At 50.3% G+C, this 14,869-nt stretch carries 12 protein-coding genes; 8 read left to right on the top strand and 4 right to left on the bottom strand.

The window, feature by feature from the left end:
- Window positions 1-51: 51 nt before the first annotated feature.
- The 4 genes from DWZ16_RS15400 (at window position 52) to DWZ16_RS03360 (ending at window position 3,628) form a co-directional block, all read left to right on the top strand.
- Window positions 52-225, top strand: a complete 174-nt coding sequence (locus DWZ16_RS15400; RefSeq protein ID WP_182426663.1) for a hypothetical protein — start codon at window positions 52-54, stop codon at window positions 223-225.
- Between the two features lie 31 nt (window positions 226-256).
- Window positions 257-1,897, top strand: coding sequence for a hydroxylamine reductase (gene hcp / locus DWZ16_RS03370; protein WP_107000928.1), 1,641 nt, complete (start codon window positions 257-259; stop codon window positions 1,895-1,897).
- A 382-nt stretch (window positions 1,898-2,279) separates the two neighbouring features.
- Complete coding sequence (locus DWZ16_RS03365) at window positions 2,280-2,765, top strand: YbaK/EbsC family protein (protein WP_022359144.1); 486 nt, start codon at window positions 2,280-2,282, stop codon at window positions 2,763-2,765.
- Between the two features lie 26 nt (window positions 2,766-2,791).
- Window positions 2,792-3,628 carry a Tim44 domain-containing protein gene (locus DWZ16_RS03360; protein WP_118522282.1) on the top strand — a complete coding sequence of 279 codons (837 nt, stop codon included), beginning with the start codon at window positions 2,792-2,794 and terminating at the stop codon, window positions 3,626-3,628.
- 129 nt (window positions 3,629-3,757) lie between these two features.
- On the opposite strand, the gene DWZ16_RS03355 is transcribed toward DWZ16_RS03360, so the two are convergent.
- Window positions 3,758-4,588 (bottom strand): alpha/beta fold hydrolase, encoded by an 831-nt coding sequence (locus DWZ16_RS03355; RefSeq protein ID WP_243021916.1) that lies wholly within the window; start codon window positions 4,586-4,588, stop codon window positions 3,758-3,760.
- On the opposite strand from DWZ16_RS03355, the gene DWZ16_RS15880 reads away from it, so the two are divergent.
- Window positions 4,511-4,744 carry a hypothetical protein gene (locus DWZ16_RS15880; RefSeq protein WP_243021917.1) on the top strand — a complete coding sequence of 78 codons (234 nt, stop codon included), beginning with the start codon at window positions 4,511-4,513 and terminating at the stop codon, window positions 4,742-4,744. The genes DWZ16_RS03355 and DWZ16_RS15880 overlap by 78 nt on opposite strands.
- A gap of 38 nt (window positions 4,745-4,782) precedes the next feature.
- Here the strand turns inward: DWZ16_RS15880 and DWZ16_RS03350 are convergent, their stop codons facing one another.
- Window positions 4,783-6,591 (bottom strand): bifunctional lysylphosphatidylglycerol flippase/synthetase MprF, encoded by a 1,809-nt coding sequence (locus tag DWZ16_RS03350; protein ID WP_118522280.1) that lies wholly within the window; start codon window positions 6,589-6,591, stop codon window positions 4,783-4,785.
- Window positions 6,592-7,079: 488 nt separating this feature from the next.
- On the opposite strand from DWZ16_RS03350, the gene DWZ16_RS03345 reads away from it, so the two are divergent.
- Window positions 7,080-8,270, top strand: coding sequence for an iron-containing alcohol dehydrogenase (locus tag DWZ16_RS03345; protein WP_022359140.1), 1,191 nt, complete (start codon window positions 7,080-7,082; stop codon window positions 8,268-8,270).
- Window positions 8,271-8,461: 191 nt separating this feature from the next.
- Here the strand turns inward: DWZ16_RS03345 and DWZ16_RS03340 are convergent, their stop codons facing one another.
- Entirely contained in the window at window positions 8,462-9,751 is a 1,290-nt protein-coding gene (locus DWZ16_RS03340; protein ID WP_118522279.1) for a RelA/SpoT domain-containing protein, read from the bottom strand.
- A 413-nt stretch (window positions 9,752-10,164) separates the two neighbouring features.
- Here DWZ16_RS03340 and DWZ16_RS03335 point away from each other — a divergent pair, with 413 nt between their 5' ends.
- A complete protein-coding gene (locus DWZ16_RS03335; RefSeq protein ID WP_022359138.1) occupies window positions 10,165-11,148 on the top strand; it encodes a 3'-5' exonuclease in 984 nt (327 codons plus the stop codon).
- Between the two features lie 158 nt (window positions 11,149-11,306).
- Here the strand turns inward: DWZ16_RS03335 and DWZ16_RS16520 are convergent, their stop codons facing one another.
- Window positions 11,307-13,676 carry a TIGR01906 family membrane protein gene (locus DWZ16_RS16520; RefSeq protein ID WP_333489789.1) on the bottom strand — a complete coding sequence of 790 codons (2,370 nt, stop codon included), beginning with the start codon at window positions 13,674-13,676 and terminating at the stop codon, window positions 11,307-11,309.
- 440 nt (window positions 13,677-14,116) lie between these two features.
- Here DWZ16_RS16520 and DWZ16_RS03320 point away from each other — a divergent pair, with 440 nt between their 5' ends.
- Window positions 14,117-14,779, top strand: coding sequence for an HAD family hydrolase (locus tag DWZ16_RS03320; protein ID WP_107000922.1), 663 nt, complete (start codon window positions 14,117-14,119; stop codon window positions 14,777-14,779).
- Window positions 14,780-14,869 lie beyond the last annotated feature (90 nt).

Raw genomic sequence — 14,869 nt, 5'->3', positions numbered from 1 at the left:
GGGCGAAATATCTCCGTCATTCTCTTTTGAAATGACGGAGATTACAGAAAATTGTATCAGGCTGCAAAAATCCCTCCGGAACTTTTAAATCAGATGACAAATAGCACCACGGATGACGCTATTCTTGACGCTGATGGCGCTAATCATGGCGCTGATAATATGGAAGGCAGCTTCGTTATCTATCCCTATCAAGAATATAAATCACGAGAAATGCAGATTATATAAGACACGATAGATGCGATAGGAGGAGTGAACAATGGATCAGAAAATGTTTTGTTATCAATGTCAGGAAACGGCCGGATGCAAGGGCTGTACGGTGGTCGGTGTCTGCGGTAAGCAGCCGGATGTGGCGGCAATGCAGGATTTGCTTGTGTGGGTGACGAAGGGTATCAGCGCGGTGACGACACGGCTTCGCGAGGAGGGACGTGCGGTGGCAGATGAGGTCAACCATCTGGTTACCGAAAATCTGTTTACGACGATCACGAATGCCAATTTTGATAAGGCGGCGATTGAAAAAAGAATTGAAAAGACGCTGGAAATGAAGACGGCACTGTGGGAGCAGCTGGAACGTCGGGACAATCTGCCGGAGGCGGCTGGCTGGACAGGTGAGCCGTCTGAATTTATAAAAAAAGCGTCGGAAGCGGGCGTTCTGATCGGGCAGAACGAGGATATTATTTCCCTTCGCAGCTTGATTACGTATGGCTTGAAAGGTTTGTCTGCCTATACCCGGCATGCGAACGTCCTGCTGCAGGAGGACCGGGAGGCGGATGCATTTTTACAGCGGGCGCTTGCGGCGACGCTGGATGACGGTCTGAGTGTGGATGATTTGATTCACCTGACGCTGGAAACCGGCGAATATGGTGTCCGGGGAATGGCGCTTTTGGATCGAGCAAACACCGAGACTTATGGAAATCCGGAGATTACTACGGTTGATATCGGTGTCGGAAGTAATCCGGGCATTCTTGTTTCAGGACATGATCTGCGCGATATGGAAATGCTTCTGGAGCAAACGCAGGGAACCGGCGTCGATGTATATACACACTCAGAGATGCTTCCGGCGCAGTATTATCCGGCATTTAAGAAATATCCGAATTTTAAGGGTAATTACGGCAATGCATGGTGGCGTCAGAAGGAGGAATTTGAGACGTTCAACGGACCGATCCTGATGACGACGAACTGCATCGTGCCGCCGAAGGATAGCTACAAGGATCGTCTCTACACAACCGGTGCGGCGGGATATCCGGGCTGCACGTATATCAACGGTGGAATCGGAGGAAAGAAGGATTTTTCAGTGATCATCCAGCATGCGAAGCGCTGTGAGCCGCCGACCGGGATTGAGCAGGGGCAGATTGTCGGAGGCTTCGCCCATGCACAGGTGCTGGCGCTGGCAGATAAGGTAGTGGATGCGGTCAAATCGGGAAAAATCCGAAAGTTTGTCGTCATGGCGGGGTGTGATGGGCGTGCTAAGAGCCGCATTTACTACACCGATTTTGCAAAGGCGCTGCCGGAGGACACGGTAATTCTGACGGCTGGCTGTGCGAAATACCGCTACAATAAGCTGAATCTGGGCGATATTGAAGGAATTCCGCGTGTCCTGGATGCGGGGCAGTGCAATGATTCATATTCCCTGGCGGTCATTGCGATGAAGCTGCAGGAGATTTTTGGGCTGGATGACATCAACGACCTGCCGATTATTTACAACATTGCCTGGTATGAGCAGAAGGCGGTCATTGTTCTTCTGGCGCTACTCTCACTCGGTATCAAGAATATCCATCTTGGACCGACGCTTCCGGCATTTTTAAGTCCGAACGTGGTAAATGTATTGGTGGAAAAGTTTGGAATCGCGGGAATTGACAGCGTGGAGAGCGATGTGGAATTATTTTTCGGGGAGAAGTGATAAATACAGGACGGAACTGGATAAGAGGGAATCGAACAAAGCCGGGATTTGGATCTGAAATCTGGAGATAGATTTGCAAAAAATCTGTGTTGGTTTTACAAAAAGCGGTCGGAACGATCTTGAAAATGGCAGTTAGTGAAATAGGGGGCGGTTCTCTGGCAAATGCAGGGAACTGCCTTTTTCGTGTAATAGGAAATTCCTTGGAATTCCCTATTACACAAAAAGACACTAACGTGCCAATGATGTGCATTCTTTTTTATTTATAGAAATATTGATATGGAAAATGAAAGTGTGATATGATGGGAAAGATGAATGAGTTCTAAAATATAAAAGAAATTGATACGGCAGATCAATCGATAGAGGATACGGGAGGAAAACAACCATGTCACTGGAAAAAGCAGAAAGTTACTTAAAGGAAGCCGGATTTTTGGATCATGTTATTGAGTTAAAAGAGTCCACAGCGACGGTTGCGCTGGCAGCGGAGGCATTAGGCGTGGAGCCGGGGATGATTGCGAAAACGATGTCTTTTTTGCAGGGAGAACAGCCGGTATTGATTTTGACAGAAGGTACTGCGAAAGTGGATAACCGGAAATATAAAGATACGTTTCACGTGAAAGCAAAGATGATCCCGTTTGAGCAGGTGGAGGAGGTTACCGGTCATGCGCCGGGTGGGGTCTGCCCGTTTGGTATCAAGGATGGAATCGAAGTGTATCTGGATGAGAGCCTGAAGCGTTTTGAGACGGTTTATCCGGCAGCGGGAGACGACCACAGTGCGGTACGTCTCACGATCCCGGAGTTGGAAGAAGTGTCCGGAGCGAAAGGCTGGGTGGATGTCTGCAGGGAGCCGGAGGATCAGCAGCGCGAGTAGGTGTGGGAGATTTTAGGAGAATTCATATGAGAGATGTGAAAGCAACGGGGAGAAGCAGGGGAGAAAATGAAAACGGCGGAATCGGGGTGGGTTCCAGATTGGGAAAGAAAGGTCGCCTGTGCCGGAAAACGTTCGTCCGCCTGCTTTGCCTGACAGCAGCCATGATGGTTCTTGGATCTTTTACCGCCTTTGCCAGAGCGGGAGGTGCTTCCGGCGGCGGAGGCGGCGGAGGTGGTGGAGGTGGTTCTTCCCATCATCATACAAGCAGCAGCCGGGGACAAGGCGGACGGGCGGGTGCGTTTCAGGCGCTTTTGCTTACGGGAACCTTTGTGATGCTGGGAAGTGCCGGAACCATTACATACCTGCACCGGGCAAAAAAGAAACAGGCGGCAGCCCGTGAAAAATTGAAAGAATTTTCCATCGGAGAAGATCATTGGGATCGGAGTGAGATACAGGAGCGGGTGCGGGAATCATATTACCGGATTCAGGAATGCTGGCGGGATCGTGATCTGGAAAAAGGGCATCCTTACCTGAGCCAGAAGATGCAGCAGGAGTTTCAGACGAAATTTGAGTGGAGCAGGATGCGCCATGAGGTGTTTGTCATGGAAGGGATCCAGCTTCTGGATGCGATTTTGGTGGAAGCGGAGAATGAGGACGGCGACGACCGCGACTATATCTGGTATTTGATCCATGGAAAGATGATCGACTATGTGTATCACGAAGAAACCGGAGAACTTTTGAAGGGTTCCCGGAAAATGGAAGATTTCTTCGAATATTGGAAGTTTGTTCTGGAAGATGGAAACTGGGTGCTGGATGAGATCTGCCAGAAGGAAGAAGTGGATAATGGGCGGAAGTTGTGCTGAGAGGTGCTTTGAGTGCTCGAACACGGCAGCTGCGGATGCTGTCCGGTAGATATGCTTGAAGAGGAAAAGTATAGAACCTAAAAGTGAATGGAGCAAGGAAAGCGGAGCAGCAGGAAGAGTGAGGAGACTTTAGCTGCGGCGCAGAAATGCCAGAATTGCGCGCAGATAAGGCGCCGGTGTCCGGAATATGGAAGTATGCCGCCCCCCGGTCATTAAAAGAAGCCGACTGGTTGGAATCTGCCTTGCTAACCAGCGGGAGTGTGAGGGCTTAATGAGATCCCGGGTTCCGGCGATCAGCAGCACAGGAACGGAGATGGTTTGCAATTTCCGGGCACTTAAACGGGGCGAGTGAAGTAAAAGAGAAGTCAGATTTCGACGGCGGAGGACGCGGTGCGTCAGCCGGGTAAGAAAGTCAGGCTTCTTTTTTTGTTCTGCCGGAATCCGGGGGAAAATTGACCCGAAATGGCATTGCCTTTCTTTGTCGGCACAAACTGCGGATGTGGCGGAAACAGAGAGATTCTTCTGAAATGGCAGGGAAACTTTCGGGGTGGACAGTGCAGAGACCGCAGAGGACCCGGAGGATGCAGAGGCAGAAGAAAAGCTGCATTTTAAAACAGGCAGCAGGAGATTCCCCAGGAGATTTAAAATGCTGTGCAGCATTTGGGCGGCAAGGTGCAGCGGCGTGAGCAGCCCGTCCGGTGAGGCGTTGGCGCTGATACAGATGAGCGTTTTCAGCCGCTCCGGGTATTTGCATGCGATCTCCAGCCCGATATTGGCACCATCGCTGAATCCCAGCAGGTGGACGGAGGAAAGATGTAAGTGGTTAAGCAGGGCGATAACGTCGTCTGCCATATCCTCTGTAGAGAACCCGTGGAGCGCTGTGTGGACAGACAGCCGGGAACGCCCATGTCCCCGGCTGTCCATCAGAATCACCTGAAAATCGGGCAGAAACGTGCGCAGAAATGGGTAAAAGACGGCAAGGGACTGGCTGTTTCCATGCAGGATAAGGAGCGGTGTGCCGCTGCCGTACTGTTCATAGTAGATTTCTGCGCCGGAGGTGGTGAGATAGCCGGAACGTTTCATCGTAAGAGCGCCTCTTTTCTGGTAAAAAAATGAAATTTATCAGGCTGCATCCAGCATGATAAAAGCTGAGTTTAGTCTGCCTTTTTATCTGCATCTGTCTGCTTTCTTGTGTCGGGCTGCTTCGTGCTGGAAGAAGCAGCCCAACTTACCTGGCGAGATGGTTTACTCTGATGTGTCAGGGAAGTCCTCTTGTTTCTTAGTCGCTGAGCCCATCCTTTTACCAGATCCTCCGCTGCCTCGCGGATCTGATGCGGATTCTGAATCGTCACAAGGGCATAAAACATGTCTGGTGTTGGAATCTTCGGCAGGTAAATATAATAAGAAGGAACCCATTCGGTCGGGCTGTATTTTTCCTTGGCACGGTAGAGGTCGCGGAATCCATAACAGTCGTTCAGGTGGTTGTAAGCGAAGCAGAGCAGCTTTTCGACCGGATTAGAGCTGTCATTTTCCAAGCCAGCGAGCGGGGCAACACCGAGGCTGCCATACTCAATGCCCTCGTCTTTGAAAACCTGAAATGCGTCGTAAAGAATCGTCTCCATCACGCCGCTCGGTGCGCCGGTTCCGTGGCGGGTGACGTCCGCCATGTAGCCTCTTTTGCCGAGAAATGGGACAAACACGATGAATGCCACGATTTTTCCGTCGGCGTCGGTGGCGTAGAAATATCGCTTGTCCATCGGATTTTCCAGCCCGACAGTTCCCATAACGAAAGTCAGCATCGAACTCTTTTTCTGTTGCAGCCATTCGTTCGTGATGCGGTTCAGATCTGCCTCAATCTGTGCATCCCGCTGCTTCAGCGGGCAGTATTCATGGACGACGACCCCGGCTTTCCGGGCGTGGTTGATGTTCATCCGCATCTTGGCGCCTTTCTTGCCAGAGATTTCATAGTCCGCAAGGTGGAAACGGGCTTCCTCCCCGTTTTTGACCCATCCAAAGCCTTGCTTCTTATATTCTTCCAGAAAATGGTCAGTGACGCTGATAAAAAACAGGTTGTGAGCGCTGCGCTGGCAAAATTCTTTAAATTCTGCCAGGAGAACCGGAAAATCGCTGTCCGCGCAGATGGGATCGCCGTTGATAACGATGGTGCTGCCAACGACTCCGTAGGGGATGACGCCGTCCACCTTCTGACCGAAATATAGGAGCTTGTCATCTTCCAGCGTCAGGTAGGCGCTGGGATTCTGGCTGTACAGGTTGACGAGGGTGCGGGCATGCATCAAATCCGAAGCATGGCTGACTGGACGAAGCAGCCATGGGCGGACCGCATACAGAATGGAGGCGAGGATGCAGCCCCAGCTGAACCAGAATGTAACCAGTTCGACTACATGTGTTTCACGTGAAACATTGCCCGGATTTCCCATGCCGAAAATCATGGCAGTTCCCTGAATGAGACTATCCATCAGCGAATCAAGAGAGGTTTCTCCCAGCGGTTTTACCGAAAAATGATAGCTGATACCGGCATTGACGATGATGCCTGCCAGTGCCAGCAGTAGAAACAGGAGAGAGCGTCCGAGGCTGCGCCGGTCAGACGGGCAGCAGAAGTCCTTCCGAAAACACAGGAGAAGCAGAAATAATACGGCTTCTGCCAGGTGAAACGGAAGATACAAAGGCGAAGAAAGTGCTGTCAGCCCGCGTAAAAAGCTTAAAAACAGCAGGAGAACAGCAATGTTCCAGGCGGCGCGCTTCCGTTTCCAAAGCTGGAAGGTCAGGATGAAGAGCACGACAGAAAAGGCACGCTGTACCATGTGCCCCATTTCCAGAAGGATACCGACGCGGTTTGCCAGTCCCAGCTCTGGCAGGAAGCTGAGAATAAAAAGTACAAGGGAAAGAACGCCAAGTGCGCCGATCAAGGTGTTTTCCAGTTGGATTCGTGAGTTCTGTTTCATATTATAATGTCCTCCGTGTCAGTCTTGTACAGATATAATCTGTAAGGTGCTATGAAACGGGCATAAGCGCACAGGCGGCTTATGCTTGCCCTTGTTATAGTACGGAAAAACAGGGATGTCAAGATAAGATTTTGCATGGAAATAGGCGTGGAGAAATTCCGTTACTGTTTACGGGTAGGCACTTTTGGAAGCGAAGGTGCCGTAAGAAAACATGGTGGCAGCAGGAATTCTTTATGATAGAGGCAAAGGCACAGGGGGATTATGCAGACAGAAAAGGAACGGTTCAAAATGGAGAAAAGAAGCAGTTTGTTGGATGATTGACAAGCGAAGAACGCAGTTCTATGGAAATCAAAGTAATAAAATGTAAAATTTTTGAAAAATACACAAATATATCAAAAGTGAATAGTTAAAACAGTTGAAATCCACCAGAATGCGTGCTATAATCTGGGTATAGGGTGGTTAAAAAATTAACAGGAGGTAGTATCAATATGGCTAGATTTACATTACCGAGGGATCTCTATCATGGAGAAGGATCTTTAGCGGAACTGAAAAATCTGAAAGGCAAAAAGGCAGTCGTTGTCGTTGGCGGTGGTTCCATGAAACGCTTCGGTTTCCTTCAGAAAGTAGAAGATTATCTGAAAGAAGCTGGCATGGAAGTGGCTCTGTTTGAGGGAGTAGAGCCAGATCCGAGCGTTGAGACCGTTATGAAGGGCGCAAAGCTTATGCAGGAATTTGGTCCGGACTGGATCGTAGCGATCGGCGGTGGTTCTCCAATTGATGCAGCGAAAGCGATGTGGGCATTCTACGAGTATCCAGATACCAAGTTTGAGGATCTGATCACTCCGTTCAATTTCCCGACACTGCGTACAAAAGCAAAATTCTGCGCGATTCCGTCTACTTCTGGTACAGCAACTGAGGTTACGGCATTCAGCGTTATTACCGATTATCATAAGGGTATCAAATATCCGTTAGCAGATTTCAATATCACACCAGATGTAGCGATCGTGGATCCGGAGCTGGCTGAGACCATGCCGCAGAAGCTGACCGCAAACACCGGTATGGATGCGATGACCCATGCGATCGAGGCGTATGTATCCACACTTCATTGTGATTACACCGACCCGCTGGCACTTCACGCAATCAAGATGATTCATACCTATCTGGTTAAATCTTACAATGGCGACAAAGAAGCGAGAGCACGTATGCACAACGCACAATGCCTGGCAGGTATGGCATTCTCCAATGCACTGCTTGGTATCGTCCATTCCATGGCACACAAGACAGGTGCAGCTTACTCCGGCGGACATATCGTTCACGGTGCAGCGAATGCGATGTATCTTCCGAAGGTTATTAAATTTAACTCCAAGGAACCAGAAGCAGCTTCCCGTTATGCAGATATCGCGAAGTTCATCGGTTTACAGGGAGACAGCGACGAGGCTCTGGTTGACGCTCTGATCGCCGAGATCAAAGAGATGAACAAGCAGTTAAATATCGCTCCGAGCATTAAGCTCTATGAGGGCGGAATCATTGACGAGAAAGAATTCAATGACAAACTGGCAACCGTGGCAGAGCTGGCAGTTGGCGATGCATGTACCGGTTCCAACCCGCGTTCGATCAATCCGGAGCAGATGGCGAAACTTCTGACCTGCTGCTTCTATGATACAGAGGTTGATTTCTAATTTAAGAAGCTTCTGAATTTAGAATGCAAAATTAGAATGTAAAACATCGTGTTTCGATGTTGGAAGCGGTTCTGAAAAGAATCAAATATGTAAAATAAAGAAGCCATCCGGCTAAAAACTGGATGGCTTTTATCGTTGTGTTTTTTTGCTATCTGGTGTTTTGCATTTTTGGTGATTGGCGCGTTTGTGTCCTATGTGTTTTCTGCATGGCTGTTTTTCTCACCGTTTTCTCCGTCTGCCATTGCGTCATGCTGTCCGGTCAGCTGTGCCAGAAGTGCTTTCGCTTCCTCCGTACAGCGGAGAATCTGTGCCTGGTCCGGCAGCTCGATGTCGTGGATCAGGACATTCCGCAGCTTGCGGAGCTGGACAATCTGGTTGATCATTTCTTTGTCAAAGAGATCCATCCGCTTGAGTGTATTGATATTGAAGGCACCGCGGGAACGCGTCGAGGTGCGCCGTGCAGTCTTGTTGAGCAAGCGCTCTAATGGTACCCACTCATCGAGGAACTGGTTGACTGCCTGCAGGGTTTCCGGTGAGGCGGTCTCCGGTTCCGTCCGCAGCTCCTGGTAGCACTGGTAGCGCTTTTCATTGCCGGAGATAATCTGATCGATGATCTGCTGGGAAATGGTGCGCCGATCCTTTTCAAATTTGACAGACCGCAGAATCGGGGTAATATCTTTGAGGCCGGTAAGCTGTAAACGCTGCAAAAGCCGGTAGAGCAGGGCAATATTTCCCATTCGAAGCTCGATGTCCTCGGTTTTGAGATGGCTGCTCAGGAAATTATAGAGATAGGACGCCAGCTCGTACTGGCTTCCAAACGCGGCATTGCGGCTGCGGAGCCGCTCATTTCCGGCTGCCTGTAGGCGTTCCAGCGCGATCTCGCCGGCAAGGACCAGACCATTTAACTCATCTAAGATCGACAGCTCTTCCTCGGATAAAGTTCCCTGCATTGGCTTGTAAATCAGATCATGTTCAACCTCGGACCAGGCGTGCATGATCAGGGACGCCACCTGGATCTCGATGCGCGCCGATCCGTATTTTTTCTGTGATTCATTCAAAATTTCATCGCGCATCCGCGCGCGGTAATGGTTCGCCCAATAGCCGGAAAACCGTTTGTGGTAAGTCGGGGGTTTCGACTGTTCCGGGAACTGTTTAAATTCCAGGATGTTGAAAAGCTCCGAGATGATCGCATCTACCTTGCCGCGGTCACCGGGGAAATACAGGGAGACGCGTACACCGGACAGATCGGCAATGTCGTCGTAGATTTCCTCGAGTGTCTGGTATGGTTCTTCACGTCTGGAATTGCGCCGCTGCACTTTTGTGCGGAGTCTGGCGGGATTCTTGGCGCGAGAGGTCACGATCGCCCGGATACCGGCATTTTGCAGGGCGAGCTGGAGTTTCTCTGCCGCGAGCCGCCCGGCTGCGTCGTAGAACGTCCATTTCATCTTGTATGTATCGATAAATTGTTGTATTAAATCCATAAGCAGCCCCTCCCAAGGTGCATAATAAAGCTTAGAAGAAAGCATTCTGATAAAAGAAATGCTTCTTCTTTCTATCATGAAGTATAGCAAAGATGGAAGCACTCTGCCAGTGGTTCTATGTAAAAAATATGTTACTGTACACGCATACGTGTCCAGTAACGGAATTTGCCGTGGCTTCGCATTTAAATACGGCAAATTCCTGCTGCCACCACGTTTTCTTACGGCACTTTCGGTTCCAAAAGTGCCTACCCGTGTATAGTAACAAAAATATTACTGTCCCCGCATGTGTGCCCGGTAACCTAATATGGACTTATACACAGATTTGTGGTAAAGTTATGGACAGTGACAACGTGAAGAAAGAAAAGTAAGAGGTAACGCGGAGAAAACGGAACCGTTACAAAGAGACGAGAATTATGGGACAGTTTATAGTATTGGATCTGGAATGGAACCAGAGTCCGGCGGGCAAGGAAGGCTCGATGAACCGGCTTCCATTTGAGATTATTGAGATAGGCGCGGTAAAATTAAATAAAAATCTTCAAATCATTTCGGAATTTCGCCGTCTGATCCGCCCGCGGGTGTACCGGCAGATGCATTATAAGATATCAGAAGTGACGCATATGTCGATCGAGCAGCTTGACACAGAAGGCGAGGATTTTGTGCGTGCGATGACCGAATTTTTAGAATGGTGCGGGGATGATTACCGGTTCTGTACGTGGGGCTCGATGGATCTGACCGAATTGCAGCGGAATATGGTATATCACGGGATGGAGCTGCAGTTTCCATCGCCGCTTCTCTATTATGATTTGCAGAAAATCTATGCTCTGATCCACGGCACCAAGCAAAAGGAGTCGTTAGATACCGTGGTAGAGGAATTGCACCTCACGGAAGACCGCCCGTTCCACCGGGCGCTGGATGATGCGTACTACACGGGGCGTGTCATGAGTGAGATGGACTTTTACAGCATGATGGAGTATGTTTCAGTGGATTATTACCAGCCGCCGCTGACGGAGGAGGAAGAGATCTACCTGGAATTTCCAGAATATGCGAAATTTGTGTCGCGTGAGCATGAGACGAAGGAAGAGATTTTGGAGGAACGGCGTGTGGCGGAGATGGTTTGTTACAAATGCCGCCGGACCTTGCGGAAAAAGATCCGCTGGTTTTCCTCAAACCAGAAATTTTACTTCTGTCTGGCGGTCTGCCCGGAGCACGGTTATATGAAGGGAAAGATCCGGATGAAGAAGTCGGAGGACGGCTCGTTCTTTGCTGTTAAGACGACGAAGCTGGTCGGTGAAGAGGGAGCGGCCTACGTGGAGCAGAAGAAGGAGGAAACGAAGAAGAAGCGCGCGGAACGCAACAAGGCGAAGAAGTCTGGAAAGGCGGCAGAAGCAGCCGAGTAGGGTGAAGGCAGCCGAGCGGATGGAGCGTATGAAATAGAAATTAGAGAAAAGAAAAAATTCATAGAAAAGAGTTACTGGATATGGAAATGTTTCTCCTGCCTGTTTAGAGTAAGGTAAAAGAAGAGAATTTCCACATCTGGTAACTCTTTTTGTGTCAGTTATGGGATTTTATGCGATCGTTTCTTCCTTTTTTTCGCCAGCGCCGTTCGGCGGTCCTGCATCATCAGGTCGAAATCTGCTTCGGACATTCCGCTGTCGCGCAGACGTTCCGCGCGCCGTCTGCGGCGTTCTGCGAGGGCGTCCTCCTCCTGGCGGCGCTGCATCTGGAGAAAACGGATGCCGGCGGTGACCGCGCCGATCACGACAAGAATGGCGGTCAGTGCGGCGATGAATGCCGGTGGAACGCGGACGGAAATATGAAACAGCTGTCCAAAGGATTTACCGGTGGAACTATTTTCCTGATTAGCAGCCGATTCGGGCGGATTGGAGAGCGGCAAGGCCTCCGAGGAGCCGTTTGAGAGGGCAGTGTCGGAGCTGTCCTGCGCGGCAGCTGTTGCCGCCTGGGATACAAGCTTTTCGGGAATATCTGCCGCTGTCTGGCTGCTGTCGGTGAGGGTCAGATATGCCTGGCCAACCTTGTGATCCCCGAGCGAATAAGTGACACAGGCGATCGTGCCGTCCGGTGCGCCAGCCGGGATCTCATAGTCGAAGGAGGTCGTTGTCTCCGAGAAATCCGCTGTTTTTGGAAGTACCACGCGGCTATCTGGGTCGATGGACAGGGATTCGCCTCCGGCGGTAGACACATCTGAAATTTTCAAATCTTTTCCGATATTTGAAAAAGTTTGATCATAATCTGCAATTTTGACCGACTGGAAATTGTTAAATCCAAAGTCGAGCAGCCGGCTGGTATCCTCATACTGCGTGTTGTTGCTGTGCAGGATGACGGTAATCAGTGTCGTATCGCCCTGTCTGGCACCATTGACCAGTGTGTTGAGGGCGATGGAGGTATAACCGGTTTTGCCGCCGAGGACGTCCGGACGGTAGTACTGCGGCCAGTTCTTTTTGACCAGCTTATTGCCCGGGGAGATGCCCTGTCCCTCGGGATTTTTCTGGTTCGGCGGCAGTTTATAGTAGGTTGTCTCGACGATCTTGGCAAACGTAGGATTTTCAAATGCCGCCCGCGTGATGAGCGCCATGTCGTAGGCGCTGACATAGTGTTCCTCGTTATTCAGACCGCTCGGATTTGCAAAATGCGAATCCTGGCACCCAAGCTCGGCGGCTTTTTCATTCATCAAAACAGCAAATGCATCAGCGGAGCCAGCTACGTGCTCGGCGAGTGCGTTGGCAGCCTCATTGGCTGATTTTAAAAGCAGGGCGTAGAGGCAGTCCTTGACGCTGGCAGTATCGCCTGTATCGTATCCGGCGCTGCTGCTGTTGGATTCCACGTTGTAGACCGCGCTCTCGGAAAAGGTGACTGTCTCATCGAGGGAACAGTGCTCCAGAACGATGAGGGAGGTCAGAACCTTCGTGATACTGGCAGGAGAGTAGGTTTCGTGGATGTTTTTTCCATATAAAACGACTCCAGTGTTGGCGTCCATGACGATCCCGGCATCGGAGTCAATCGAAATGTCCGACGGCCATTCAGTGGAGGCAAGCGCCTGCATCGGGGCGGCGAGCAGGGACAGCAAAAGTGTACCAATTAAAAACAAGGACAACTTGCTGCCTGTGCTGCCAGCTATTTTCGTCTTCAAATCCGGAGCAGCCGGGTGGCTGGAACTACCTGGAGAGCTGACACCTCCGGAATTTCCGGAATTTTCTGCCCCTGATTTGCCCCTGCGGTGTTCCCGCAGGATACATGCAAGGCAGAGAAGAAACAGGGCGCCGGTCATCAGGCAGAAGGTGATGCCGATCCGGGCGGCGGTGTCCATGAAAAATGGTTCCGGCACGATGTTGATCAGAAGATCGGTCCGCGGATCGAGCTGCCAGAGATCGTTGGTAAAGAAGATTTTGTGGAAAATAATAAAATATTTCGTAAAATCAGTGGAAATGATCCCGGCAAGCAGGGCGGTCACGCCCAGAAATAAAACCGTCCCGGCGCAGAGCATCCGTGGCAGCAGGTGTTTTAACGGAACCTTTAAAAGTGCCAGCAGTGCAACCGATGCCGCTGCCAGAAACAGGCAGAGGCGGCGCAGCGCCAGTCCTCCGAGAAAGAGGTTGCGGACATCCGCCATGTGCGCCTTTTCCCTGGCGTTGAAAAATTCGCGCGGCGTCCCGTCTACGACGGTGTCAATGTTCAGATCGTCGCGGCTGCCGCGCAGATACGCCATCATCTCGTCCGTCACGTAAAGCAGGTCGTCCATCTCCATATGGACATCATCGGCAACCTGGTAGCGGGTGTATTCATTTTCATAATAATGCGGCGTCCAGTAAGCGACGGCTTCCACCGAGGTGATCAGAAACATGATCATCAGACTGAAAGCACAGATAAGCCCCAGAAGCCAGCTTAAATATGTTTTTTTCTGTGTCATATAAAACCTTTCGCGGCTGTCAGATTGTGGTACAGCTGCAGCCTTTCATTTTATGTGATAAATTTGTAAAGAGGTCGTTTGTTTTATTTTCCTTGAAACGGCTCTGTATGTTAAAGTTTCCGTTTCGTTATCCAGTATAACAGTTTCGGGGAAGCATGAAAAGGCGCGAAATGGAAAAATATGTGAAATTTTTGTTACTGTTTACGGGTAGGCACTTTTGGAACCGAAAGTGCCGTAAGAAAACATGGTGGCAGCAGGAATTTGCCATATTTAAATGCGAAGCCACGGCAAATTCCGTTACTGGGCACGATGCGTGAACAGTAATAAATTTTTCGAAAGAATGGCGGGAGGGTGGAATAGGGGCTTGTCAGCTGGCGGGGGATTCCTGTATACTGGGGGAAGATGTTATAATCTGGAGCAGAAAGAGAGAGGATACGAATATGATAAAGGCAGTCATCTTTGATATGGATGGGGTCATCATTGACAGTGAAGGAATTTATCTGAATTATCTGTATGAATATGCAAAAACGAAAAATCCGGAGGTGACTCTGGAGAGTCTGCACGGGACGGTGGGGACGACGAAGCAGGACTGCTGGATGGTTGTGGAGAAGGCGATCCACAATGGTCAGACCTGGCAGGAGCTGCATGACGAGTATCTGGGGCGCTGGACGGACATTTTTAATTCGATTGATTATCTCTCGATCTTCCGCCCGGAGATTCTGGATGTGATGGATCGCCTGAAAGCAGAGGGCTTCCGGCTGGCGGTCGCATCCGCGACGAATATTGAGCAGGTGGAGCGCATTTTAAAGGAAAATGGCGTGGCGTCCCGTCTGGAGCGGATGATCAGTGCGAGTACGTTCAAGCGCAGCAAGCCGGATCCGGCGGTTTACCTCTATACGGCGGAGCAGATGGGCCTGCAGCCGGAGGAGTGCCTTGTGATTGAGGATTCGACGGTCGGCATTACGGCGGGGCACTGCGCGGGAATGACAGTGGCGGCGCTCATCGATAACCGTTTTTCCTTTGACCGGAGTCTGGCGGACTATGAGTTAAATTCGCTGGAGGAGATTGTGCCGCTGGCGGAGAAAATTCGGGATTTAAAGTAAAATTTGAGTTGAGTAAATTCAGGGATTCATTGCGGAAAGTATAATTGCGAAAGTGATGAACCATTGTACAAAGAAAATGAAAAGGAACCA

Source organism: Clostridium sp. AF29-8BH, from assembly GCF_003478145.1.
Classification (GTDB): domain Bacteria; phylum Bacillota; class Clostridia; order Lachnospirales; family Lachnospiraceae; genus Otoolea; species Otoolea fessa.
Note: the sequence above shows the minus strand (reverse complement) of the source record. Positions and strands in the feature narration are given on the sequence as shown.